24 protein-coding genes are annotated in these 25,153 nt (G+C 37.0%); 1 reads left to right on the top strand and 23 read right to left on the bottom strand.

Going from position 1 to position 25,153, the window contains the following annotated elements; all coding sequences use genetic code 11:
• Positions 1 to 13: 13 nt before the first annotated feature.
• The 11 genes from ftsZ to CP357_RS03545 all read right to left on the bottom strand — a co-directional run bounded on the left by ftsZ (position 14) and on the right by CP357_RS03545 (position 11,598).
• Positions 14 to 1,372 (bottom strand): cell division protein FtsZ, encoded by a 1,359-nt coding sequence (gene ftsZ / locus CP357_RS03595; RefSeq protein WP_087235781.1) that lies wholly within the window; start codon positions 1,370 to 1,372, stop codon positions 14 to 16.
• Positions 1,373 to 1,386: 14 nt separating this feature from the next.
• On the bottom strand, positions 1,387 to 2,745 hold the full coding sequence (ftsA, locus tag CP357_RS03590; RefSeq protein WP_098036560.1) for a cell division protein FtsA: 1,359 nt from the start codon (positions 2,743 to 2,745) through the stop codon (positions 1,387 to 1,389).
• Positions 2,746 to 2,807: 62 nt separating this feature from the next.
• On the bottom strand, positions 2,808 to 3,665 hold the full coding sequence (locus CP357_RS03585; protein ID WP_025005050.1) for a cell division protein FtsQ/DivIB: 858 nt from the start codon (positions 3,663 to 3,665) through the stop codon (positions 2,808 to 2,810).
• 16 nt (positions 3,666 to 3,681) lie between these two features.
• Entirely contained in the window at positions 3,682 to 4,788 is a 1,107-nt protein-coding gene (gene murG / locus CP357_RS03580; protein WP_087235782.1) for an undecaprenyldiphospho-muramoylpentapeptide beta-N-acetylglucosaminyltransferase, read from the bottom strand.
• 1 nt (position 4,789) lies between these two features.
• Positions 4,790 to 6,169 carry a UDP-N-acetylmuramoyl-L-alanine--D-glutamate ligase gene (gene murD, locus CP357_RS03575; RefSeq protein WP_098036559.1) on the bottom strand — a complete coding sequence of 460 codons (1,380 nt, stop codon included), beginning with the start codon at positions 6,167 to 6,169 and terminating at the stop codon, positions 4,790 to 4,792.
• A 10-nt stretch (positions 6,170 to 6,179) separates the two neighbouring features.
• Positions 6,180 to 7,148 carry a phospho-N-acetylmuramoyl-pentapeptide-transferase gene (gene mraY / locus CP357_RS03570; protein WP_025005053.1) on the bottom strand — a complete coding sequence of 323 codons (969 nt, stop codon included), beginning with the start codon at positions 7,146 to 7,148 and terminating at the stop codon, positions 6,180 to 6,182.
• Between the two features lie 6 nt (positions 7,149 to 7,154).
• On the bottom strand, positions 7,155 to 9,314 hold the full coding sequence (locus CP357_RS03565) for a penicillin-binding protein (protein ID WP_098036558.1): 2,160 nt from the start codon (positions 9,312 to 9,314) through the stop codon (positions 7,155 to 7,157).
• Positions 9,314 to 9,676, bottom strand: a complete 363-nt coding sequence (ftsL, locus tag CP357_RS03560) for a cell division protein FtsL (RefSeq protein ID WP_098036557.1) — start codon at positions 9,674 to 9,676, stop codon at positions 9,314 to 9,316. The genes CP357_RS03565 and ftsL overlap by 1 nt, the downstream gene beginning before the upstream one ends.
• Positions 9,677 to 9,689: 13 nt before the next feature.
• Complete coding sequence (gene rsmH, locus CP357_RS03555; RefSeq protein ID WP_098036569.1) at positions 9,690 to 10,637, bottom strand: 16S rRNA (cytosine(1402)-N(4))-methyltransferase RsmH; 948 nt, start codon at positions 10,635 to 10,637, stop codon at positions 9,690 to 9,692.
• A gap of 4 nt (positions 10,638 to 10,641) precedes the next feature.
• A complete protein-coding gene (gene mraZ / locus CP357_RS03550) occupies positions 10,642 to 11,073 on the bottom strand; it encodes a division/cell wall cluster transcriptional repressor MraZ (RefSeq protein ID WP_087175784.1) in 432 nt (143 codons plus the stop codon).
• A gap of 192 nt (positions 11,074 to 11,265) precedes the next feature.
• Positions 11,266 to 11,598: a DUF3397 domain-containing protein gene (locus CP357_RS03545; RefSeq protein ID WP_087175783.1), complete on the bottom strand. Its 333-nt coding sequence runs from the start codon at positions 11,596 to 11,598 to the stop codon at positions 11,266 to 11,268.
• Positions 11,599 to 11,691: 93 nt separating this feature from the next.
• Between CP357_RS03545 and CP357_RS03540 the strand changes: the two genes are divergently transcribed.
• Positions 11,692 to 11,826: a DUF4044 domain-containing protein gene (locus CP357_RS03540; RefSeq protein ID WP_081776546.1), complete on the top strand. Its 135-nt coding sequence runs from the start codon at positions 11,692 to 11,694 to the stop codon at positions 11,824 to 11,826.
• Positions 11,827 to 11,865: 39 nt separating this feature from the next.
• Here CP357_RS03540 and mreD read toward each other — a convergent pair whose 3' ends face one another.
• From mreD to CP357_RS03485, 12 genes are all read right to left on the bottom strand, one after another.
• Positions 11,866 to 12,405: a rod shape-determining protein MreD gene (mreD, locus tag CP357_RS03535; RefSeq protein WP_098036556.1), complete on the bottom strand. Its 540-nt coding sequence runs from the start codon at positions 12,403 to 12,405 to the stop codon at positions 11,866 to 11,868.
• A complete protein-coding gene (gene mreC / locus CP357_RS03530; protein ID WP_087175782.1) occupies positions 12,405 to 13,256 on the bottom strand; it encodes a rod shape-determining protein MreC in 852 nt (283 codons plus the stop codon). The genes mreD and mreC overlap by 1 nt, the downstream gene beginning before the upstream one ends.
• Before the next feature lie 45 nt (positions 13,257 to 13,301).
• Positions 13,302 to 14,306 carry a rod shape-determining protein gene (locus tag CP357_RS03525; protein ID WP_025005061.1) on the bottom strand — a complete coding sequence of 335 codons (1,005 nt, stop codon included), beginning with the start codon at positions 14,304 to 14,306 and terminating at the stop codon, positions 13,302 to 13,304.
• A 95-nt stretch (positions 14,307 to 14,401) separates the two neighbouring features.
• The gene (locus tag CP357_RS03520) at positions 14,402 to 15,025 is read right to left on the bottom strand and encodes a RadC family protein (protein ID WP_025005062.1); all 624 of its coding nucleotides are present in this window, start codon (positions 15,023 to 15,025) and stop codon (positions 14,402 to 14,404) included.
• A gap of 39 nt (positions 15,026 to 15,064) precedes the next feature.
• Entirely contained in the window at positions 15,065 to 15,742 is a 678-nt protein-coding gene (locus CP357_RS03515) for an HAD family phosphatase (protein WP_098036555.1), read from the bottom strand.
• Positions 15,732 to 17,006 (bottom strand): folylpolyglutamate synthase/dihydrofolate synthase family protein, encoded by a 1,275-nt coding sequence (locus CP357_RS03510; RefSeq protein ID WP_087175779.1) that lies wholly within the window; start codon positions 17,004 to 17,006, stop codon positions 15,732 to 15,734. Before CP357_RS03510 ends, CP357_RS03515 begins: the two co-directional genes overlap by 11 nt.
• Positions 17,007 to 19,646, bottom strand: coding sequence for a valine--tRNA ligase (locus CP357_RS03505; RefSeq protein ID WP_087175778.1), 2,640 nt, complete (start codon positions 19,644 to 19,646; stop codon positions 17,007 to 17,009).
• 299 nt (positions 19,647 to 19,945) lie between these two features.
• Positions 19,946 to 20,686, bottom strand: coding sequence for a hypothetical protein (locus CP357_RS03500; RefSeq protein ID WP_233187199.1), 741 nt, complete (start codon positions 20,684 to 20,686; stop codon positions 19,946 to 19,948).
• A 30-nt stretch (positions 20,687 to 20,716) separates the two neighbouring features.
• Entirely contained in the window at positions 20,717 to 21,043 is a 327-nt protein-coding gene (locus CP357_RS10460) for a glycerophosphodiester phosphodiesterase family protein (RefSeq protein WP_233187198.1), read from the bottom strand.
• A gap of 116 nt (positions 21,044 to 21,159) precedes the next feature.
• Positions 21,160 to 23,043, bottom strand: a complete 1,884-nt coding sequence (locus CP357_RS03495; protein ID WP_098036554.1) for a flavocytochrome c — start codon at positions 23,041 to 23,043, stop codon at positions 21,160 to 21,162.
• A 337-nt stretch (positions 23,044 to 23,380) separates the two neighbouring features.
• Positions 23,381 to 24,571, bottom strand: a complete 1,191-nt coding sequence (locus tag CP357_RS03490; protein WP_098042068.1) for a cell division protein — start codon at positions 24,569 to 24,571, stop codon at positions 23,381 to 23,383.
• 211 nt (positions 24,572 to 24,782) lie between these two features.
• The coding region (locus CP357_RS03485; protein ID WP_143468444.1) for an RNA-guided endonuclease TnpB family protein at positions 24,783 to 25,153 on the bottom strand (371 nt) is incomplete at its 5' end.

The following is a 25,153-nucleotide window of genomic DNA, read 5'->3' as shown; positions in this document are numbered from 1 at the left end:
ATCTACCTCCAAACTAGTTTTCACCACGATGTTTGAAGAATGGAATATCATCACTATCATCACTATCGTCTTGAGCACTAGTTTCAATTTGAGAAATACTATCTTGATCATCATTGCTAAAAGTATCGAAGCTTTCATGATCACCCTTTGGCTCAGCAGGCTTAGTATTTCTTCTTTGATTATCTTGATTATCGTTCAATCCCCAAACACTGGTTGGATCAACCATTGTTTGCTTTGGCTTTTCTGCTTCATGATCCGCATCTGCATTATTAGATGGTTGAACAGTTTGTGGACGGTCAACAGTTTGCTTTTCTGGTTGAACAGTATTATTAGCAACAGGTTCTGCTTCCTTCTTAGGTTGAGCCTTAATTTGGTGGCTACGTCCTGGTAATTGCTTTGATGCGGCTTCTTCGGCTTTAGAATCAATACCAGTAGCAATTACAGTAACTACCACTTCATCACCTAAGTTAGGGTTAATTGATGTACCGAAGATAATGTTGACATCATCACCAGCAGCCTTAGAAACAATTTCTGAAGCATCTTGAGCTTCAAACAAAGTAAGGTCAGGACCACCAGTAATGTTAAGCAATACTTGCTTAGCACCATCAATTGATACTTCAAGAAGTGGTGAAGAAATAGCAAGCTTAGTAGCTTCTACAGTTCTATTTTCACCACTAGCACGACCAATACCCATCAAGGCTGCACCTTGGTTTTCCATAACAGTCTTAACATCAGCAAAGTCTAAGTTTACGTAGTCAGTTGAAGTAATCAAGTCTGAAATACCTTGTACACCTTGCTTCAAGACATTATCAGCTTCTTTGAAGGCATCCATCATTGGGGTCTTTTTATCAACCATTTCAAGCAAACGATTATTAGCAATAATAACTAAAGTATCAACGTATTGCTTTAATTGGGTAATTCCTTCTGCTGCGTTCTTAGAGCGCTTAGGGCCTTCAAAACTGAATGGGCGTGTAACTACACCAACAGTTAAAGCACCGGTCTCACGAGCAATTTTAGCTACTACAGGAGCTGCACCAGTACCGGTACCACCACCCATACCAGCAGTGATAAAGATCATATCAGCACCCTTAAGTGCATCTTCAATTGTTTGTTCACTTTCTTCAGCAGCCTTTTGGCCTACTTCAGGATGTGAACCAGCACCTAAACCTCTTGTTAACTTAGGCCCTAATTGAATCTTGTTTTCAGCTTTATTACTGTTTAAAGCTTGAACATCAGTGTTTGCTGCAATAAATGAAACACCTTGTACACCGTCATCAATCATTCGGTTAACAGCATTGCCTCCGGCACCGCCAACACCAATAACTTTGATGACAGCATTCTTATTGTCGTCTGAATCGAATGTAAAATCCATTAAATTAACCACCTTTAATCAAAGAATTTCTTAAAGAAACTCTTCAAGCCATTAGATTTTTCTTGATTATTATTTTCTTCGTCCACTGAAGAATCATCTCTTGCGGACATTTTGTTTCTATTATAAGCTTCTTTGGCTTCACTTTCACTAGTAGAAACAGTTCTTTTAGAATTCTTGGAAGTTTTTGATTGTGAAACTGGTTCTTCAACTACATTTTCACCAAAACCGTAAATTACACTGTTAACAAGATAGTCTACTTCTGACATCTTGTAAGAATAATTTACTATTCCATATGCAGCTGTATAAATTGGGTTGCGCATACCAATTTGATCTGGTTGATAAATACGTGCTTTAACGTTTAAACCATTGGCTGTCAAACTATCAATTCCTTGAAGTAAACTAGTTCCACCAGTGATAACAATACCACCTGGTTGCTTCAAAGCATTATGCTTGGCTAAACCCTTGCCAAGACGAGTTAGAATTTGCTCAAGACGTGCATTAATGATTTCACTCAGGTAAACTTCATCAATCATTTGCTGTCCATTTGAGCCTACACTATTAATTGCAAATTTATCATTCTTAGAAGCAAATTGCGGATCAGCAAAGCCATAATCTAATTTAATTTGTTCAGCATCACGTTTAGAAATACTTAAAACAGCAGAAATATCATTAGTGATATCGCTACCACCTTCCAAATCAATATTAGCATATTTGATTTGGCCTTCCTTAATTACTGTTGCTGTACTTACTCCACCACCGAGGTCAATAATTACAGAACCGAAAGTTTTTTCACTTTCATTTAATGCAACACTAGAAATTGCCAATGGCGTTGGAACAAAGAAATTGTTGTGATAGCCTGCACGTTCAATTGCTTTTTTAATGTTATGCAAAGAACCTGTTGGAGCTGTTAACAAAATACCAGTTACACCAAGTGAACGAGCAATCATCTTACGAGGATCGTCAACCTCAGTTTTTCCATCAATTAAGAATCGACTAGGCAAAAAAGCAATTGCTTCACGATCATCTTTTGCAGCAGCATGAATCGCAGAGCGAATCGTTCTTTTGACATCTTCATTATTTACTTCTTGTCCTTCTTCACCGACATTAGCAAATCCAGTTGCTGTCTCTAATTGCAACATTCCTACTGGAATTCCGGCTACGACACTATAAATTTTTGCATTAGTCTTTTCTGCCACGCCTTTTAAAGCACGGCTGATAGCTGCTGCAGTCTGATCAATATCAACAATTTGACCATGTCTCATGCCTGAATTGGGCGTAGTAACTGCACCAATGACTTTACCCGAATCTGCCACAACTGCTTTCACGCTTGTGGTTCCTATATCAAGACCCACTAAAAGATTTGAATTCTCCAAAATTAAGCCCCCATTAATATTTGCCTTGAAAAAATTCTAACATAAATAAACAAGTAAAACAGCTACGATACCCCGTAGGCTTTCTTTTCACTTGAAGTTAATGGCCTGCTAAACGCACCTATTTCTAAATCAATTAAGCTATTTTTTCCAGCTTTAACTTTAATTTCGTCATAATATTTTAGTTTGCTCTTTAACGTTACGGTACTGCCAATAATTACATTGCCATCTTTCATAACTAAAATTACTTGTGACTTTCGTCTAGTGTTCCCACTTAATAATTTTACCTGGTTTTGGAATGATTTGGGCAAACTATTAAATAAGTTTAAATCTTCTTTTAAAGAAGTTGCTTTATTATAGCCAACAAAAATAGGTTTATCTTGATCGACTTTTGCCCAAGTAATTGCAGTACTGCCTAACTTGCCATTACTTAAAATCTTACGATAATCATCGCCATCTTTTAAATAGCCTACGGTTTTACGTTCATTAATTTGCAATATGAGCTGGTTAACATGACCTAAATGTGCTTGGGCACTTTCTATTTCAGGATACTTCTTAGATAATTTTTGGCTCAAATCTTTTTGTTGAAACAAATAATCAAAAACCTTATCACTGGCTTTGATCTTAGATGCCTTCACGATTCCTTTAATTGGTAAATCCGAAGCACCAATCACCTTAACCGTACTTATATTGGCCAAGGGAGAAATATAATAGCCTAGCCCAGCAATCGCCAAAACTGAAACTGACATTATTAAACCAAGCCGCCGTCTTAGTGACCGTCGTCTTTCCGCCTGTAAACTAGAAAGTGAGGCAGAAATCTTGGCTTGCGATTTACGACTATTTTTTTGTTGATTGAATTCATGATTCAAATAAGGAGATAATTCCTTTCTTGGATCAATCCTCGTTACTGGTTTCTTTGCCATCTGCCTCACCGGCCTCCTAGCGTGAAATCTCTTCCATCACTTTAATCACTTGATCAGATGCATCAGGTACACCTAATGCCTTTGAAGCCTGACTCATTTCTTTAGCGTATTTTTCATCAAGCAAAATATGATCAATTGAAGAAACAAAATTATTCGGGTTAAGATCATCTTCTGGGATGACCAAGGCTGCGCCAGCCTTCTCTAAATCTAATGCATTCTTCATTTGGTGATTGTGCGTTACATTAGGACTTGGAATCAAAATTACAGGTACACCTAATGCAGTGAACTCTGCAATACTTGTTGCTCCAGATCTCGAAACAACACAAGTCATTTCTGGTAATAAACCGGGCATGTTCTTGATGTATGGCAAAACCTTAATATTATTACCAATATCTACGTTCTCTAACTTCTTTTGAACTGAATCAAAATAGTAAGTACCTGTAGCCCAAATAATTTGGTATGGCTTAGTCTTTAAATTCATTAATGACTTAAGCATAATTCGATTGATAGCTAAAGCACCACGGGAACCACCAAAAACTAAAACAGTTGGCATTTCTGGACTAAGTCCCCACTTCTTCTTTATATCAATCTTTTCTTCATGTAAGCTCAAAACCTGTTGTGATCTTGGATTACCTGTTTTAACTAGCTTCTTTTTTTCAGGGAATTCTTTTGCAGCATCGTCAAAAGTGTAACAAATGCGATCAACATAGTGGCCTAAAAACTTGTTAGCTAAACCAACAACTGAATTGGATTCATGGATCATAGTTGGAATATGCATTTTAGCTGCTTCATAAACCATAGCTCCACTAACATAACCACCTGTACCCAAAACGACATCAGGCTTAAATTCTTTTAAAATCTTCCGTGCACTCTTGGTAGCTTGCAAAAACAATTTAATGGTTTCAAAGTTTTTCAACGGATGCTTACGATTAAATCCTTGAATGTTAATTGTTTTGAAATTAACACCAGCTGCAGGAACAATTTTAGATTCCAATCCTTTTTTAGTTCCGACAAATAGAATTTCATCATTTTTGCTAATTCCACGTTCTTTCAAACGTTCAATAATTGCCATAATTGGGTAAATGTGACCACCTGTGCCACCGCCGGTAAATATAACTCTCATTTTATTTAGTCTTCAATTCCTTAATAAATTTTACAAAGTAATCGCCACGATCTTCAAAGGTTCTGAATTGATCCCATGAAGCACAAACTGGTGAGAATAAGATTACATCTCCAGGTTCACTTAACTCATATGCTCTTGGAACAGCTTCTTGAAGAGTATTAACAATTACAATATCTTTAATGCCAGCTTTTCTAGCAGCATCAGCTAATAGATATTTTGTTTCTCCATAAAGAACAATAGATTTAACATGCTTCTTGAACAATGGTACTAAATCATCAAACAAGAATCCTCTATCAAGACCACCTGCAATTAAAACTTCTGGTTCTTTGAATGCAGGAATAGCAACTGTAGCTGCTTCAATATTAGTTGACTTAGAATCATTATAAACCTTGCGTCCATCAAGAGTTGTTACATATTGTAAACGGTGCTTAGCACCAGTGAAAGTACTCAAAACCGCTGCAATATCATCATTATCTGCACCCATAATCTTTGAAATTGCAATTGCAACCAAGCTATTTTGTAAATTATGAATACCTGGTAATTTGATATCTGCAATCTTCATGATCTTTTCATTGTGACTCTCAAGATATTCATCACCAATAAAGTAATCTGCATTAGAATCTGTTTCTGAGAAAGTTTGCATCTTAGCAGGTGTTACTTCTTTTTCTTTAGCTAAAATATCTTTTTGATCAAAGTTAGCAATAAAGTAGTCATCACTATTTTGAGTTCTAGTAACGTTCAACTTAGCATTTACATAATTTTCAAAGGTCTTGTGATAGTCCAAGTGAACATTATTATAAATGTCGACAATAGCAGCCACCTTAGGATCAATATCTGTTACGCCAAGTAATTGGAAACTAGAAATTTCTACTACCAAGATATCATCCTTAGTTGCCTTAGGTACTACTTCAGAAATTGGCACACCAATATTACCTACTGCATAGGCATGATGACCTGATTTTTGTAAATGATGATCCAAAATTCTTTGAGTGAGCATCACAGTGGTAGTTTTACCATTTGAACCTGTTACACAAACATAAGGAGCATCACTACAACTTAAAGCAATTTCAGGCTCTGTAATAATTGGAATATTTAGTTCTTCAGCTTTTTTAACCATTGGATTCTCATATGGAATACCTGGATTTTTAACTAAATAATCAAAATGTTCTTTTTCAAGTAAATCAACTGGGTGATGTCCGCCAATTACATGAACGCCTTTAGCCTTTAGCTCTTGTGCTTTTTCATTTTTATCAAGATCAGCCTTGTCATTCAAGGTTAATTTAGCACCTAATTTTAAAAGTAATTCGCTAACTGCAAATCCACTTTTACCTAAACCTAAAACTAAAATATTCTTATTACTATAAGTTTTAATATCCTTCATTTTTTTATTTTTATCCCCAAATTGCTAAATATAAAATACTACCTACTAAACCAACAATCCAAAAAACAATGTCTACTTTCCATTCTGACCAGCCTAACATTTCAAAATGATGGTGAATAGGGGTCATCTTAAAAATTCTCTTACCAGTAGTTTGGAAAGAAATAACCTGCATAATTACACTAGCAGTTTCACATACAAATACAATACCCACTAACAAAAGTGACCATGGTCTATTAAGCATAATACTTACTGTAGCAAGACCACCACCTAATGCAAGTGAGCCTGCATCCCCCATGAAGATTTTGGCAGGCTTATGGTTGAAAATAAAGAAAGCAATCAAACCGCCAATTACACTCATACAAAAGGCTAAAATAGCCAAATTCTTTTGTTTAAATGCGATATAAGCATATGTACCATAGGCTACTACAGATAACCCGGTAGCTAAGCCATCCAATCCGTCTGAAAGGTTAACAGCATTAGAAAAGCCAACCAACCAGAAAATAATGAAGATTACAAATAATGCTACGCTATGAACAACTCCAGCAAATGGAATGTATAAACCAAAATTAAAGTGATCGCTTGAAGCAATTAATACAATCACAATGGCAATAATAATTTGTAAAGCAAGTTTTTGCCATGCTCTTAAACCCAAATTTCTTTTGTAATACAGCTTGATTCCATCATCAAGGAAACCAATGATACCGTAACCTAAAAGACTGATTACTAAAATCCAAACAACTTTGTTCAAGCTATGTTGCCATGCAGCAACCCAGATAACAGAAATTACTGCTGCAATAACAAAAATTGTTCCTCCCATTGTAGGAGTTCCTGATTTCTTTTGGTGCCATTTTGGCCCTTCATCACGAATTTCCTGTCCTTCATGATGCGAATGCATAAACTTAATTAACAACGGTAAAAAAATTACCGTCAAAATTAATGAACTAATTAAAGCAACAAAACTTGCTTGCATAATACTCATCCTATGCTACTCCTTTAAATTAACTTTTATTTTTTCTCCAGATTTTAACTCTGCTCCCTTGGCCACACTTTGGCTGGTAACAGTTCCGGTTCCCTTTATGCTTAATTTAATACCTGATACATTAGAGAATTGATGTAAATCATTAAAACTCCACCCCTTCATATCAGGACAATTTATTTTACCTGAGGTATATACAAAGATCTTGTCCCCAGACTCCAATTTCTCACTGCTCTTAATTCCTTGAGCAGTAATTCTATCTTTTTCACCCACTTTAACTAAGTTAAGACCAACTTGCTTAGCTTTAGCTGAAGCTTGAGCAACTGTCATATTCTTGAAATTAGGAACACTAACAGTCGTGGTTGAATTATCACTTTTAGCCATTGTAATAATTCGACTCATCATTGGTTTAAAGATAGAAGCTAAAATCTTTTCAGCTGTTGTCCCAGCCAAATGAGGTTGCTTGATAGTTAGGTAAATACAATATCTAGGATCCTTGGTAGGGTAAACACCTACAACCGAGAAGATGTAATTACTATCGCCCTTAAGATAGCCGCCACCTTTAGGATTGGCAATCTGTGCTGTACCAGTTTTAACTCCAATATCAGCATTCCCCATCTTGTAGGCTGAACCAGTACCTGACTGTTTATTCAAAACTTTTCTCATATTAGCCAAAACAACTCGTTTAGTTTTAGCAGAATAAATTGGCGTACCGACTTTTTTAATTTGGTAACCCTTTATTGTTTTACCATTAAAATCAGTAACTTTATCAACTAATTGTGGCTTTACCATTTGACCATTATTAGCCAATGAACTGTATGCCTGCATCATTTGCATTACATTAACATTTACACCCTGACCAAATGCAGTAACGGCTTGATCAACTGGCGTCTTGAATGAAATGAAGCCAGGTTGTTCTCCCGGAAGTGTAATTCCAGTCTTTTGACCAATGTGGAACTTCTTTAAGTACTTATTCCAAGTCTTTGCACCCATCTTTTGTTCCAGCTTAACAAAACCAGTGTTACTTGAACGCTCAAATGCTTGTGAAAATGGAATCGTACCCCAACCCGAAGTAAGCCAGTCATGAATTGTCGAGCCACCAATACTTACTGAACCTGAACGATAATATTCATTAGGATTGTAATTACCACTGTTTACTGCAGCCGCAAATGACAACACCTTAAATACAGAACCTGGTTCGTATGTATCTTGAACTAAAATATTTCGATATGACTTAGTTAAGCCCCTCCTAGTTTGAGGATTAAAAGTTGGACGCTGTGAAGCAGCTAAAATTTTTCCTGTCTTCATATCCTCAACTACTGCGGTAATAGAAGTAGGATCATAAGCCTTCTGAACTTCAGTTAGTTTTGTCTCCAAATAACTTTGTAATTGTGAATTTAATGTCAAATACAAGTTATTACCATTTTCAACTGGTTTATAAACCTGACTTTGGTTAGGTGATTGATTTTCAGTAGCATCTACTGTTGAAATGCGATAACCATCTTTACCAGTCAAAGTATTGTTAAAGTAGGCTTCTAACCCCATAGTACCAACTAATGCTTCACTATTAGTCTTTTTGTCATACTCTGGTTGAGCTAATCCCACAATATGCGAAGCAAAATTACCATTTGGATATAAACGAGAAGGCGTCTCTACAAATTTAATACCAGGCAATTTCATGGCTTCAATCTGTTTCTTCTGCTTTAAAGTTAGGCCGCTACCGCCGCTACCAAATTGAACTTGGAAAGCTTTATGCTTGGGATTCAAATATTGGTAAATCTTATCCGCAGATAGTGGTAAAACCTTTGATAGCTTCTCTGCAGTTTCAGTTTTATTAACCACATATTCTGGTTTATTTTTGTAATTAATTGACGACTTATCCAAAATTGCATAAATAGTATACAAATGCGAATCTTCTGCGATTGCTAAGCCATTACAATCATAAATTGTTCCCCGCGACGCCTTAATAATCTCATTGCGCCTATAAAGCTGCTTAGTTCTCTGCGATAAGTTCTGTCCACTGACAGTTTTAGAAATTCCTATATATAAAAATCTAGCTGTAAATACAAGAAAAACCAAAGCCACAGCTACTTGGAGAACTCTCCCCACTGTGAAGCGGTAGCTGTGAGCTTTGGATTTTTGTAATTTTAAATTACTATTTTTTTTCATTAGCGAATTGTCCTAATGTTTTTATTAATCAGAGTTAATCCTTTTTCACGCGCAATCTTGTTTAAGCGTGAAGTAGAAGTTAACTCACCAATTTCTTGACGTAAATCGGTGATCCTATTCTGTTCCTTAGCAACTGTCTGCTGAGTTTGACTTAACTCATGTTGAGCCGAAGTTGCAGAAATACTAGAAGAAACCAAGAAGATCATCATTCCCAAGGTGACGATACTTCCTATTGCTAGTAAAGTCTTCTCTAAAATATTGTAAGGAACTTTATGCGGATCAAGGATAATTCGTTGACGTTTCTGCGAACCATTCTGTTTTCTAGGTTCATATTCAATTTTTCTTGCTGAGCTGTCAGCCATAGCATTTTCCTCTTTATAACTTCTCTGCAACCCGTAGTTTTGCACTGTGTGAGCGGTTGTTGTTTTCTAACTCGGAAGTTGAAGCAGTAATCGGTTTGCGATTTACCAAACGAAGTGTTGGTTTCATATCGTCTGGCACAAAGGGCATTCCTCTTGGAACCTCAACCTCTGAATACTTCTTAAAAATCTTTTTAACGATTTTATCTTCATGGGACTGAAAGGTAATCACGCTAATTCTGCCACCAGGTCTTAAAATCTTAATAGCTTCTTCAAGTGAAGCCTGTAAAACATCAAGTTCGTGATTAACAGCAACTCGTAAAGCTTGAAAGCTTTTCTTCGCTGGATGTCCTCCAGTCCTTCGTGCATACGCGGGAATCGCCTCTTTAATAATGTCAACCAATTCAAAGGTTGTCACAATTGGCTTATCCTTACGTCTTTCTACGATCCTATGAGCAATCTGCCGGGAGAATTTTTCATCTCCATATTGATATAAAATATCTGCTAGCTCTTTTTGACTTAAAGTATTAACTAACTGATATGCATCCGTATCTTGACTTTGATCCATTCTCATATCTAACCTTGCATTATAACGATATGAGAAGCCACGATCAGCTTGATCAAACTGAGGTGATGAAACACCTAAATCGTAATATATGCCATCTATTCCATCTGCGTAACCCAGCTTAACTAGATCCTGCTCCAGATTACTAAAGTTGTCATGTACTAATTTCAATTTAGGTTCACTATCTGGCTGCAATAAATCAGCGAAGTTCAACTCTGCCGATTTTATCGCATATTCATCTTGGTCAAAACCGACTAACGTACCAGTTTCAATTTTACTTAACAAATACTTGGCATGCCCACCGCCGCCAAAAGTTGCATCTACATAAAGACCACCGTTTTTTGGTTTTAAATTATCTATAGTTTCGTGTAAGAGTACACTGGTGTGTTTGAATTTCATAGTTTTATAGTTCAATGTCGTCCAAATTTTCAGCAATATCATCATAGTCTTCGTTAGCTTCTTCCTCAAAGCTATCCCAACGTTCCTTAGCCCAGATTTCAATTCGGTCAGAAACTCCTACAATGACACATTCTTTAGTAAGTCCAGCATGAGCTTTTAATGTCGATGTAAAATTGACACGCCCCTGCTTATCGAACTCACTTTCCATCGCACCAGAGTAGAATAAACGCATAAATTTACGCGTATTCCTCTTAGTCAACGGAAGTTTTGCTAATTTGGCTTCTATCTTTTGCCATTCTTCCATCGAATAGCCAAAAATACAGCCTTCCATTCCTCGAGTAAATACCATTTTATTTCCAATTTGATTGCGAAGTTTCGCTGGTATAATTAGGCGACCCTTGCTATCAAGATTGTGGTGATATTCACCCATGAACATGGTCTAGCCCCCTTCCACTAAATAATTTACCACAATTCACCACTCTCTACCACAAACTCTGGAAAAAAATACATATTTTTATGCTTATTTATCTTTTTATTTTATAAAATTTAAAAAAGCTGCAAAATATTATAATTTTGCGGCTTTTGCATATACAAATATTTTTACTTTATTAAAAAATTAGTAACTAAATTAATAAGCAAACATTAAAATTAATGAACCAAGATACCAAAAACAACTGCAAGCAGCTAAATAATCCCATAACTTGCGAATCGTTTTACCTAATGAAATATTTTTATTTTTAATTGCATCGTTTAAAGACACAATAACAACTAAGATAAAATAAAATAAAAATCCATATGGTAAAAAAGAAGGCAAGTTAGCATGTGTAGTGGCTAAATTGCATGCGGCAAACAAGAAAAAAGGCAAAACATCATAGCCTCTAAACTGAGCATGTGGGAAAATTTTATTAATTAAAAAAGCTGCTACCAAACCGATAACTGGTATTAAGAAAATAAAAAGCATAAAAGATCCTCCATCCTTTTTATTCTAAACTACAATTCATTTGAAAAAAACTATTAATAAGCATAAAATATTGTTCAAGTAGGAGGGCTTTTTATGGCACGAAAAAAGAAGAAGAAATCTGGTTTTCAAAAATTGACAATTGTAATGGCTTGGTTAATGGCAGTTATTACATTAGCCGCAGTTGTTGCTGGTGCTGTCGGTGCAATGGCCGGAGCAGGAATGTTTTAAAAAAGAGACGAGAAAAATTTTTCTCGTCTCTTTTTATTTTTATACACGATAAGCATTTAAATCAATTAAGAACGGATAATCTTGTGCTAGGTTACCCCAAATCCAGTATAAACAAACGAAGAATCCTGCCGTCCATCCTTGATTCACTAATAGACTCATTAATAAGCCATGAATCGACGTCGTAGCTATTCCTATCATGTTAAAGATCAGCCAACTATATGCTACAAAAATTGTCGTTCCTAATAAAACTACAATTAGTCTTGCCCAAAATATTTCTGGTAAAAAGCGAGCAATTTTTTGACAAATCCAACAGCTGAGGGGTAAGAAAACTGCATAAACTCCAATAAGGCCATAAAAGTAAATGTCAGCAACTATTCCCGTGCCTAAGGCCAGCCAAATTTCATTTTCATTGGTGTCATCAAAAAGTCCAATCAGCATTACACTAATCGGTAAAATTAGACTAGCGGCACCAAAACTTCCATAATCCATAAATTGATGCAAATAAAATGAACAAACACCATCTACAACAATGGCAACAAAAAGTCCAATTGCTAAAACCCATTTACGAAAAATAGACATTAGTTAGCCACCTGTCTTTCAATAACTGTAACAACTGACGGATCGCTAATATCACCTGCTGGTTTAATTCTAATTTGATCAGATAAACCAAATGAATCACGGGTAGTCTGAGTAACAGTACCAATTAAAAGTCCTTTAGGCGAATTACCACCCATACCACTCGTGTAAACTCTAGTGCCGGCCTTTAACTTGCGGCCATCAACTACTTGAGTAAAGGCTAATTGGTTATTAGCTGTAACAGTAATGATCCCGTGAACGGTCTTGCCATTAGCAACATCTGCTTGAACAGAAAAACGGTTAGCCGATTCATCTGTAGTAGTGATCAATTCGACTTTTGAAGAAGCGGCATTAGCTTCAACAATTCGTCCAATAACTCCACCACCACACATTACAGCCATATTCTTCTTAATACCTGAAGAACTACCTTTATTAATTGTAAGTAGATCTGACCAGGTATCTGGAGCACGAGAAATAACTGAAGCATTGATCAAAGTATAACCACTTAAAGTATCTTTCAAATTCAATGCTGCTTTTAACTGCCGATTTTCTTTCTCTAAGCTGGCATTACGGACCTTAGTTTGACCTAAATTAGTAATTTGGCGCTTCAGATGGTTATTCTCATCTTGTGCATTTAAAATCTCATGTGCATTATTCAAACCACCAGAAATAAAACCTACCGGAACATCAATAATTCTAGATCCTAAGGCTACAATATCATTTCCTAAGCTTTGAACAAGCAATGGAGCATTACGTTTATTACGTAAACTAACACTCCCACCTAAAACGGCAAAAATGACAATAATTACAATAAATGTTGATAATAACTTTTTATTTTGTAGAAATTTTTTCATTAAGAATTGATCCTAAAGAAAAACCGGCCATAGCCGGCTTTTTTATTATTTGCGACTTCTACGCATTACTTCAATATTCTTGAGTGATTCACCAGTACCAATTGCCACACAATCAAGTGGATCTTGTGCAATAAATACTGGAACCTTAGTTGCTTCAGAAATTACTTCTGGCAAGTTCTTAAGCAATGCACCACCACCGGTTAAAACGATACCGTGGTCGATAACATCGGCAGCAATTTCAGGAGAGGTTTGTTCTAAAGTTTCCTTAATTGCAACGATGATGTCTTGAACAACATCTTGAATAGCCTTAGCGATATCTTCAGCGTTGATATCAATTGACTTTGGCAAACCAGTAACCAAATCACGACCACGAATATTCATAGCTTCAATTTCCTTAGCTTTTTCAATTGAAGCAGAACCTACTTGAATCTTAATATCTTCAGCAGTTCTTTCACCAATCAATAAGTTAAAGTTGGAGTGAATGTAATTAATAATTGCATTGTTAAACTTATCTCCAGCTTGACGAATTGAAGTTGATGAAACAATACCACCTAATGAAATAGTAGCAACATCAGTAGTACCACCACCGATATCAACAACCATTGAACCAGTAGGATCCATAACTGGAAGGCCTGCACCAATAGCTGCAGCAAATGGTTCTTCAATCACGAAAGCTTCGCGAGCACCAGCTACTCTAGCTGCATCAATTACAGCACGCTTTTCAACTTCAGTAACACCTGAAGGAACACAAATCATTACTGAAGGCTTAGAATTGCCAACAGTCTTTTCCATAAAGTACTTAAGCATAGCAGCAGTAGTATCGTAATCAGCAATAACCCCATCCTTCATTGGACGGATAGCTACAATACTACCTGGGGTTCTACCAATCATTTCCTTGGCTTCTGAACCAACTGCGATTACTTCACCTGTATGTGTATTCTTTGCTACTACAGAAGGTTCTCTTAAAACAATTCCTTTACCCTCCATGTAAACAAGTGTATTGGCTGTACCTAAATCGATACCAATATTCTTTGTACCTAATCCAAACACAAAAATCTCTCCTTAATTGTTGCGGTCTCTAAATCTTGAATAATTATAGCATACTATAACTTTAAAGGTGATTTTCACGCAAATTTTAAAGAAGTTTAAAACAATTCTTTTTCACGCATGCTCAAATATTGTCCTTGTCCCACAATAAAATGGTCTAAAAGATCAATTTTCATCATTTTTGCCGCCCGATATAGATCTTTAGTTAATTCAAAGTCGTTAGAAGACGGCATTAATTTACCACTAGGATGATTATGAGCAATAAAAATCCCCGAACAGTCATAGATTACGGCCCAGCGAAAAATTTCTCGCGGATGTGCGACTGATTTATTTAACGTGCCTTGAAAAATCTTTTTCTCAGCTACAATTCGATTTCCATTATCGACATATAATGCCCAAAGCTCTTCTTGCTTGTGACCTACTAATTTATCAGCTAAATATGTCCCAACTTCAACACTTGAGGTTAAAACAGGTTTGCGTTTAGATGACGCCATTCGCAGGCGATCCATTACCTCTTCAGCCGTAATCGCCAAATTGCTGGGGCAACTTGAACCTGTTATGAATTGAACTATATCATCGAAGGAATTAAAATCTCTTTTTCTTAAAAAAGACTCTAACTCTTCAAAAGTTCTAATTCCTTTATCCTTGAACTGCTCAAATAACTTAGCTAGTAATTCTAGGTCTGTATTTACAAAGTAATGATTTGAGTTTATTTCTATCATAAAAATTTCTCCCTTCATTACTTAATACGCAAAAAAGAGCTAAATTTTTTTAAGAAAATCAAAAAAGTTTTGACAAATCATTATAGCATTCTGTTTGTCTTGGTCAGTCGGAGCCATTAGATCTGGCACCATTACACATTTTAAGCCTGCATTTTTCGCAGCTTGGACACCAGTTGATGAATCTTCAAAAACCAAAATATTTTCTTTTGCTAGATTCATTTTTTTAGTAGCTGCTAAATAAATATCTGGTGCCGGTTTAGCTTTAATGTGTCCCTTTTGCACATCTAAATAACTTAAATGAAAATCAAAATAATTTCTAATCCCTGTTGCCCACAAAAAATGTTGCAACACATCTTCGTAGTTGCTTGAAGCAATTGCCATTTTCAAGCCACGATTTTTAAATTCATCTAATGCTTCTTGAACACCAGGACGTAACTTTAATTTTCCTTCATCGGTCCACTGCCAAACCAAATCATCGGTTCTTTTAATAAATTGGTCACGATCAGCATCAGTTTTGAAATATTTATGATAAAAATCCTGCATTTCTTTAACAGTTGCACCAGTTAACTTTAAATATGCATCCCTAGGCGTCCCAAGTTTTTCTTCTTCTGCAGCTTGGATATTAGCCTTCCAATACAATTCTTCAGAATTAACCAATAGACCATCCATATCAAAGATAATGCCTTGAATATCATCGTTTATCCCTTTAACCTGCATTGCCTTTTCCTTTCCAATTTAAAATTGCACTTACTAAATAAAACGATCCGGTCACCAGCAGAATATCGCTGGCATTCATCTTCTCTTTTAATTTAGCAAAGCCTTCCCGATAATCTCCTTCATAATTATATCGTCTTTGGACATCAATGGGAAAATCATTTTCTTTAGCAACACGAGGATAATCTAATGTTGTTAATAACACTTGATCATCTTGGTTAAATAAATTAAAAACTTGCTCTAAGTCTTTATCTTTCATCATAGTCACTAAAGCATAAACATGGCTATGCCGTTTTTTTGCTTCGGCATGAATTACTTCCAGCAAATTGGACATTGCTTGAATATTATGAGCTCCATCCAAAATGATTAATGGTTCTTTTTGCAAAATATGATAACGTCCAGGAATCTGAGTTTGATCAATTGCAGCTGCTATCTCTTGATTATCTAGCTTCAATTTAAGAAGTAAAAAGGTCTTAACGGCTACAGCAATATCATAGGCCTCTACCTGCGGACGAAAATCAAAAGAAATACTGCGTTTATCATCTGTATACTTCAACGCTCCATTTTGCGTTGTAATTGCAAAATCATGCTTTAATCGGAAAAGTGGTGCATGCTCTACATCTGCCTTTTTCACCAAAATAGGCAGAACATCATCAGGAACATTCCCTAATACTACTGGACGATTTTTCTTGATAATGCCACTCTTTTCTCGCGCAATATCTTGAATTGTCGGTCCAATAATCTTCTCATGATCTAATCCTACCGTAGTAATGATGCTTGCCTCTGGGACAATCACATTAGTTTTATCATGCTCGCCGCCAATTCCGACTTCAATCACGGCATAATCACAATGCTCTTGTTCAAAATAAACAAAGGCCATCGCAACTTCATACTCAAATGTAACTAACGAAAATTCTTTATCTTCTTGCTTAATTTCTTCAAAGGCAGCTTGAACCTTATTAGCCACATTAACTAAATCTTCATCGCTTATATCTTGATTATTTAATTGAATTCGTTCATTAAATTGATAAACATAAGGTGAGACAAAAAGGCCAGTCTTTTGACCGGCCTTTTTTAATAGATTTGCTAAGTAGTATGATGTTGAACCTTTACCGTTGGTCCCCGTAATATGAATCGTTTTTACCTGATCCTGCGGATTACCTAATTGCTGGAGCAACTTCTTGATAAAAGATAAATCATTCTTAGGATGCAAATGAGGCAATGAATATAAATAATGGATTACCTCTTCAGCATTGGTAAATTTCAATTATTTACTCTCTTTCAAATCTTGAATTCGTTCACGAACACCAGCCAATTGGCTTTCGTAATCTGCCTTCTTTTCCTTTTCCTTGTTTACAACAGCTTCTGGAGCATGGTCAACAAAGCCCTTGTTTGCAAGTTTCTTTTCGGCACGTTGAACTTCGTCTTCAAGACGCTTTTCTTCTTTTTCCATCTTAGCCAATTCGTCATCAACGTTAACTAATTCAGTTAATGGAACAAAGATTTGTGCACCTGGAATAACGGCAGTCTTAGCAAGTTTTGGAGCTTCGATTTCTGCAGCTACAGTTAATTCCTTTGGATGTAAGAAGTTCTCAACGTAGTCAGCATTTTCATCCAAAACATGCTTGTTAGCTTCATCATCTAATTGAATCATAATATCAATTTGGCTAGACATTGGAGCATTAACTTCCATGCGGATGTTACGTACAGCCTTAATAATTTCAATTAAGAAGGCCATGTCACTATCTGCTTGCTTGTTTTCAAATTCTTTATGAGTAGTTGGGTATTCAGCTACCATAATTGACTTGCCTTCGTGAGGCATTGAAAGCCAAAGCTTTTCAGTAACAAATGGCATAATTGGGTGCATCAAACGTAAGATTTGATCAAGAATCCAAATCAAGTTTTCTTGCTTTCTTGCCTTTAATTCTTCATCGTCACCATTCAAAGCGACCTTAGAAATTTCGATGTACCAGTCACAGAAGTCATTCCAGATAAAGTTGTAAGCTTCACGGCCTGCTTCACCAAATTGATATTCATCAAATAAACGAGTTACTTCACTAACAGTGTGGTTCAAACGATCAAAGATCCATCTATCTGACAAGTCAAACTTGCTTACATCTGGCATGTGTGCAGGCTTAGCATCAGCAGGCAAGTTCATAATTACGAAACGGCTTGCGTTCCAAATCTTATTAATGAAGTTCCAAGCTGCTGACAACTTCTTAGGATCGTAACGAGTATCTTGACCAGGAGCAGTACCGTTAAGAAGGAACCAACGAAGAGCGTCAGCACCATACTTGTCTACTACGTCCATTGGGTCAACACCATTACCAAGTGACTTACTCATCTTGCGTCCTTGTTCGTCACGCATTAAACCGTGCAAAACAACATCGTTAAATGGACGCTTGCCAGTGAAGTGAAGACTTTGGAACATCATTCTTGATACCCAGAAGAAGATGATGTCGTAACCAGTTACTAACGCATTAGTTGGGAAGTAACGCTTGAAGTCTTCTGAATTAGTATCAGGCCAGCCAAGAGTTGAGAATGGCCATAATGCACTTGAGAACCAAGTATCAAGTACGTCTGGATCTTGCTCCCAGTTTTCGATATCCTTAGGAGCTTCTTCACCTACGTAAGTTTCGCCAGTCTTCTTGTTGTACCAAGCTGGAATACGGTGACCCCACCATAATTGACGTGAAATACACCAATCATGAACATCTTCCATCCAGTGGTCCAAAGTACCTTCGAAACGATCTGGAACAAAGTTTACCTTGCCATCAGTCTTTTGGTTTTCAAGAACCTTGTCAGCAAGTGGCTTCATCTTAACGAACCATTGCTTTGAAAGACGTGGTTCAACTTGAACGCCTGAACGTTCTGAGTGACCTACTGAGTGAACGATTGGTTCAACCTTAATTAAGTAGCCTTCTTCTTTAAGGTCCTTAACTAAAGCTTCACGACAGTCAAAACGATCCATGCCAGCGTACTTGCCACATTCTTCATTCATAGTACCATCGTCGTTCATAACGTTGATTCTCTTCAAATTATGACGGTTACCTACTTGGAAGTCGTTAGGGTCATGGGCTGGAGTGATCTTAACTAAACCAGTACCGAATTCTGGATCTACGTGTTGGTCTTCGATAATTGGAATATGACGACCAACAAGTGGTAATACTAATTCCTTACCAACGATATCTTTGTATCTTTCATCCCCTGGTGCAACCGCAACAGCAGTATCACCAAACATGGTTTCAGGACGAGTAGTAGCAATTTCTACATAGCCTGAGCCATCTGCGAATGGATACTTAACATGGTAAAAGGCACCCTTGTCATCCTTGTGAATAACTTCGATATCACTCAAAGCAGTTTGAAGTGCTGGGTCCCAGTTAATGATGTATTCACCACGGTAAATAAGACCTTCTTTGTAAAGTTGGACGAAGACCTTCTTAACTGCCTTTGAAAGACCCTTGTCTAAAGTAAATCTTTCTCTTGAGTAGTCAAGTGAAAGACCCATCTTAGCCCATTGGCCCTTGATAATTGAAGCATATTCGTCTTTCCAGTCCCAAACTTGCTTAACAAAAGCTTCACGACCCATTTGGTGACGATCTTTGCCTTGCTTGCGAAGCTTAGCTTCAACCTTAGCCTGGGTAGCAATACCGGCATGGTCCATACCTGGAAGGTAAAGAGTGTCGTAGCCTTGCATACGCTTGAAACGAATTAAAGTATCTTGAATTGCGGTATCCCATGCGTGACCTAAGTGTAATTTACCAGTTACGTTTGGTGGTGGGATAACAATTGAATATGGGTGAGCTTTCTTGTCACCGGATGGCTTGAATAAATCTTCATCAAGCCAAGTTTGATATCTGCCTTTTTCAACCTCATTAGGGTTGTATTTAGGTGCTAAATCTGTCATTAAAAATCCTCCAATAAAAAAAGTCCTAGACAATGTTGTCTAGGACGATTTACTAACCGCGGTACCACCTATGGTTAAGTACAAAAATGTACTTCTCTTATAAGCGATAACGGCGCTGAAGTGTCCGGATTAACCTACTTAATTTCAATTAATCAGCTAATCAAGCTACTAATCAACTTCTGGCCTCTCAGCTGTTTGGCTTTTCTCTGTAAATAAAGTCGATACCTCTTGATTCTTGCTTTGGTTACGATTATAACATGAATTTATTTTAGAAAAAAGAGATAGATGTATTGTATGCATCACTTAATCCACTGATTGCCACCTAAATTATAAACACGTTTGCCATGATATTTAGCTATAGCAAAGTAGTTCCAATGGCTGTGGGCACGCAAGGTTTTGCCGGCTGACTTTTTAAACGAAAGATCTGTCCAAACCGGTGTTGCTTTGTCAACTTTAACCAAACCTACTTGCGCACGAGGAGCTGAAGACTCATGGTGAAACAGATTTTTCTCACTCACCCACATGTTGGGTTGAACATGATACCACAATTGATTATTTACCAACTTAACTTGGTCAGCCTGCACTTGATTACCATTCTTTAACTTAAGATTAGCAGCAAGCTTTTCAGTCGGAAAAATTATCGATTGATAGTGAATGCGAAAATGATTATTCTCTTGCAGAATTTTGGCTAAACGAATCGGGAAATCAGTCAATAAACCGGTAACGCCCTTATCAGGATTTAAAAATTTATACATTTGCTTACTACTGTTTACGCCCCATAGCATGTATTTCTTGTTTTTATCACGTAAATAATTGGCAGCGTCACTAGTATAAAAACTAGCAGCAAAATCCTGACTGCGTCTGATCGCTTTATATGAGCCGGCTAATTGCGTGCGCGGAATTTCGGGTGCTAAGCAAGCTAGCTTACTGAGTGCTGAATCAGAAAATGATTCAAATAAAACCCGCTTTTGCAAATGATACTTATTAACTAATTTAACTATTCTTTTGGCATTTTCCCCATTGCCTTTTTGCTCTAGCATAAACTTCACTTACGGGTTATTTTGATAGCGTTAAAAAACCTCTTCGAGTGAATGAATGCTTTCCCCGCTTTGATTAAGATAATTAGTTAACTTCTTAAAAGTATTTTCTTCAATTGATTGATCCACGCCAAAAACGCGACTCAAGTTGTTATCATGACTAACGACTAAAACATGGTCGGCACTTTCTTGCAAATCCAATTCTAAATAATCAACTTGTGCGCAAACGGCACGATCATATGCTGCAAAGCTGTGTTCAGCGTATTTCCCCTGCTCGTTATCGCCGCGGTGAGCGATGTTCATGAACCCACAAGTGAATGGAAATATTGCTAGAAATATTAATGTGATGAGCTTTTTCATTGATCTATCCCTTCTGCGTTTCATCTTCTTTATTTTACACAAAATTTGATTTTTAAACGCAAAAAGAGCAAGAATTAAATCTCACTCTTTTAGTTTTGATATTATTTCTTTCTCAATTAATTCTGTGAAGCTCCAGAAGTAGCGTCTGGCTCCGTTGGCATATCTTCATAAGCAGTATTAGCAGCGATGCGGCCGAAGGTAAAGATATCAGCCAATGAGTTACCACCCAAACGATTACCTGCGTGAATACCACCAGCATTTTCACCAGCTGAGTACAAGCCATCAATGATCTTGCAGTCTTTGTTAAGAACATGAGCCTTAGTATCGATAACCAAGCCACCCATAGTATGGTGAATTGCAGGCTTACGAGGGGTTGCGTAGAATGGAGCAACTTCACATTTCAAGCCCAATACATTCTTATGGAATTCTGGATCTTTTCCTGCATCAACATATGAGTTGTACTTCTTAATAGTTTCAACTAAGACATCTGGATCCATCCCAATTTGCTTAGCCAAACCTTCCAAAGTATCATCTCTAAACAAAGTACCAGCTTTAACTTGAGCATCAAGTGATTCTTGAGTAGTATTGTAGGCTGTTTCCTTAATCTTATCATCAGCAATTTGATAGATTAATCCACCATTAGCAATGACTGCCTTAGCTAACACATCCCGTTCCGCAAATTCGTTAACGAAGCGTTTACCTTCCTTATTAACCATAATGTAGTTTGCCGGAGGAGTAACAACACCAGTGAATAATTCACCAGTTTTTGGATCAGCTACTGGCATCAATTGGATAAAGCCCATACCGAACAAGTCGGCACCAGCTTCAAGACCCAAGTTAATCCCGTCACCAGTAATTGATGGTGAGTTAGTTGTAGCAATATCATCATCAATCTTTTGCCAATAAGTATTGTACTTTTGGACCATCTTAGTGTTGGCACCAAAACCACCGGCAGTTAAGATGACAGCCTTTGAGTGAACAGTCAACTTGCTGCCATCGGCGCGAGTAGCAACTATACCGCGAACCTTGCCATCTTCGATGATTAATTTTTCAGCACGAGTTTCAAGATATGGATCAACACCGTGGTCTCTTACCCAGTCACCTAAAATATGGATGTAAGCATAACCCATCGGTTCAACTGGTTTGTGACCACGACGCCATAAACCACCAACTGGTTCAGTTACATCACTATTGTCGAACTTAACGCCTAAATCAGCTAACCATTTAACTGAGTTCAATGCATTTGTTACTAATTCATGAACTAAAGCATACTTACCGTGAATTTCATTTCCTTTAAGGTCAGTTCTCTTACCACCCAAGTAAGTTTGGATTTCGTGAAGTAAAGTTGAATCAAATAAGTAATCTGCACCTGAATCAACGTATTCTTTAATTTGCTTTTGTAATTCCTTAAAGTCATCTTGATATTCAGGATCAATTTGATCAATTGGAGTTGCAGCTAATTCCTTCAAAGTATCCTTTTCACCTGGAAGTGCCTTAAAATTCTTTTGCCAGTCAGGTTCGGCAGCGTTCATTGGACCACCGGCACGACTAGTATTACCACCAATTTGTGGGTACTTTTCTAAAATAGCAACTTTTTCACCATGTTGGATTGAGCGAACTGCAGCAGCCAAACCGGCACCACCAGCACCGACAACTGCTACGTCGACTGTTATTTCTTCATCTGTTGCTTTGGCAGCTACCGGCTTATTACGCTTCTTCCATTCTGCAGCATCCCCACCAGCTTCAGTAATTGCTTGTGCGATTCCATCTACAACGCCGTGACTTGAAATAGTTGCACCACTAACAGCATCAACATTTAAAGTTTGATTATCAATAATTTGCTTGGGCAAGCGGTTGAAGACTTCATCGGCAACGCCTTTAGTTTCGCCGGATGAATCAATTTCAATATTTTTGATCTTATCATCTTCGATAGTAACAGCCATTGGCATTGATTCTGAACCATGACCTTGTGCGCGTACTTGATATTTACCGTTCTTCATTATTTAACTTCCGCCTTTCTTTTTCTCTATATATTTAGAATAGCGTTTTCATGGCTCATAAATCAAATACTTATTTAACAATTGAAAAATAACAAAGTTGTTATTACGGTGAATTAAAAAGACCTATGTACTAAAATTTCAATAGTACATAGATTCTGTTAATCGTTTATCTTAAGCTAATTTTTCTTTGTTTTACAAAAATACCATACACAATCAGTGCTATCCAACCCAAAATACTGATCACTAGCAATACTTTAAACCAAATCGGCGTCATAAACTGCAAACTAGCGGCATTCTTGCCTTTCCTTGCTTTGATAATTGGCTGCGTAATAGTATTTTACTTCATCTTAGTTTGGATCTCCCCATTCAAAGTTAAGCGAGATTGATGATACATCACAATTGGCAAAGTTTTCATCTTTGCTTTTTTACTATGCCAAGTAAGGATCAGCTTACTGCCTTGAACTTGGTAATGATAATGCTTAGCTTGATTCAAAATCTTCTTTTGATATGTCGCATTTGAAGCATGCTTAGTATATGGCATATAATCTGGCTCAGTATGGTTAATGGCCTCAAAGAGCTGATCATTATTGGTATAACGCAAAATGTGTTGAAACTTTTTGCGGTGTTTCGTAATTTTGCTGTAAGTTTGAATAATTACTACGTGATGTGGATCCAAGAATTCTAATGCTCTAGTTCTATTAGTCGTATAATTAGCAGCAAAGTTTTGAGCAAATGCTAAAACTAATCCCATAATCACCAACATGTTAACTAACTTAATATTTTTCTTCATCAAATTAGTCATTGAAATTCCTATTCCCAGTAAAAGCAATGGCCATGCACCCACTGTTAATCGGTAAGGAAACTGCAGTGAAGAAGTTAACTTAGGAAAAACTGCTTGGATCTTAGCCCACGGCATCAGATACGATGAAATCAACAAGATGAATAATCCAACAAAGGTAGTCAACGTATTAACAACCGATTCTCGCAAATGCGTCAATACATAGATCAGTTGAAAGACAAGAAGTAAAATCAGCGAGAATAAAAGAAATCCATGAATATTAGTGAATTTCTTATACTTGATGACATGATAATACAAGTTATATCTATTGGGCATTGAAATCTTATTATTCCAAAATAATACTAACAACGCGCCCCAGATATTAGCTGTTAATACCAGCGTTGTGCCAACTGCCTTGAAGAAATCAATAATCATCTGCTTCTTTTCAGCAGTTTTAACTAGAGCATAAATGGCAAAAGGGACAAAGGTACAAGCTATGAAAATAGTCGATAGCAAGTGTACTTGAGCAATCAATGCCATGATTAAAGCTAAACTCAACCAATGAATTGGTCGTTTTTTATCTTCAATCATATAAAGTACTTGCATCATAGCATACGGAGCAAGTGCTGCACCCCACGCCATAAAGTTGAAACGCAGAATTCCCGCAACAATCCCAAATTGCAAATACAATACAGCAAGTAAAATGGCGATAACTTCATTGACCTTTGCCTTCAAAGCCAATCGATACATTCCAATTCCGGCGATTAAAAATACGATAAAAATTACTAGAATCTGGAAAGTCAACTACCCTAGACTGAAGTCTAGGGCTTAGTGGCTCGTTAGCTTACGCTAACCAGAACACAAACTTGCTTAGATACGGACTTGACTTACCAGCAGTAATCTTTTGACTATTGCCGATAGAGGTCGTCTATTTACCAAAGCCTTTTGAGTCCGCGAGTTGCTAGCGGACTGCAGCCCCGAATAAGGCTGCTTTTTTTATTTTAGGATTCTGCCACTTGCCTAATCCTTTTTCTAAGATGTTCACGGCCGCATTCCAATCACGAATATGGTGCGTTCGACAGATTGGGCACGTCCATTCCCGATCTTTAAGCGTTAGTTTCTTATAACCGTTTTGGCCCATAATACTGCCACATTGATGGCATCTTTGGGTGGTGTACTTAGGATCAATTGTTAGAAATTCTTTGCCATATAGATCTGCCTTATAAGCCAGCATGTTCAGGAAACTACGCCAGCCAACATCAGAAATGGCTTGAGACAAGGCATGATTCTTTAACAGATTTCTGCTTCTTAGTTCCTCGGCAACTACTAAAT

It is taken from the genome of Lactobacillus sp. UMNPBX6 (assembly GCF_002553975.1).
GTDB lineage: Bacteria > Bacillota > Bacilli > Lactobacillales > Lactobacillaceae > Lactobacillus > Lactobacillus gallinarum.
Note: the sequence above shows the minus strand (reverse complement) of the source record. Positions and strands in the feature narration are given on the sequence as shown.

Coding starts and splice junctions, on each gene's coding strand:
- ftsZ (WP_087235781.1), bottom strand. CDS start 1,372: ATGGATTTTACATTCGATTCAGACGACAATAAGAATGCTGTCATCAAA.
- CP357_RS03585 (WP_025005050.1), bottom strand. CDS start 3,665: ATGGCAAAGAAACCAGTAACGAGGATTGATCCAAGAAAGGAATTATCT.
- murG (WP_087235782.1), bottom strand. CDS start 4,788: ATGAGAGTTATATTTACCGGCGGTGGCACAGGTGGTCACATTTACCCA.
- murD (WP_098036559.1), bottom strand. CDS start 6,169: ATGAAGGATATTAAAACTTATAGTAATAAGAATATTTTAGTTTTAGGT.
- mraY (WP_025005053.1), bottom strand. CDS start 7,148: ATGAGTATTATGCAAGCAAGTTTTGTTGCTTTAATTAGTTCATTAATT.
- CP357_RS03565 (WP_098036558.1), bottom strand. CDS start 9,314: ATGAAAAAAAATAGTAATTTAAAATTACAAAAATCCAAAGCTCACAGC.
- ftsL (WP_098036557.1), bottom strand. CDS start 9,676: ATGGCTGACAGCTCAGCAAGAAAAATTGAATATGAACCTAGAAAACAG.
- rsmH (WP_098036569.1), bottom strand. CDS start 10,637: ATGAAATTCAAACACACCAGTGTACTCTTACACGAAACTATAGATAAT.
- mraZ (WP_087175784.1), bottom strand. CDS start 11,073: ATGTTCATGGGTGAATATCACCACAATCTTGATAGCAAGGGTCGCCTA.
- CP357_RS03545 (WP_087175783.1), bottom strand. CDS start 11,598: ATGCTTTTTATTTTCTTAATACCAGTTATCGGTTTGGTAGCAGCTTTT.
- CP357_RS03540 (WP_081776546.1), top strand. CDS start 11,692: ATGGCACGAAAAAAGAAGAAGAAATCTGGTTTTCAAAAATTGACAATT.
- mreD (WP_098036556.1), bottom strand. CDS start 12,405: ATGTCTATTTTTCGTAAATGGGTTTTAGCAATTGGACTTTTTGTTGCC.
- mreC (WP_087175782.1), bottom strand. CDS start 13,256: ATGAAAAAATTTCTACAAAATAAAAAGTTATTATCAACATTTATTGTA.
- CP357_RS03520 (WP_025005062.1), bottom strand. CDS start 15,025: ATGATAGAAATAAACTCAAATCATTACTTTGTAAATACAGACCTAGAA.
- CP357_RS03515 (WP_098036555.1), bottom strand. CDS start 15,742: ATGCAGGTTAAAGGGATAAACGATGATATTCAAGGCATTATCTTTGAT.
- CP357_RS03505 (WP_087175778.1), bottom strand. CDS start 19,646: ATGACAGATTTAGCACCTAAATACAACCCTAATGAGGTTGAAAAAGGC.
- CP357_RS03500 (WP_233187199.1), bottom strand. CDS start 20,686: ATGCTAGAGCAAAAAGGCAATGGGGAAAATGCCAAAAGAATAGTTAAA.
- CP357_RS10460 (WP_233187198.1), bottom strand. CDS start 21,043: ATGAAAAAGCTCATCACATTAATATTTCTAGCAATATTTCCATTCACT.
- CP357_RS03495 (WP_098036554.1), bottom strand. CDS start 23,043: ATGAAGAACGGTAAATATCAAGTACGCGCACAAGGTCATGGTTCAGAA.
- CP357_RS03490 (WP_098042068.1), bottom strand. CDS start 24,571: ATGTATCGATTGGCTTTGAAGGCAAAGGTCAATGAAGTTATCGCCATT.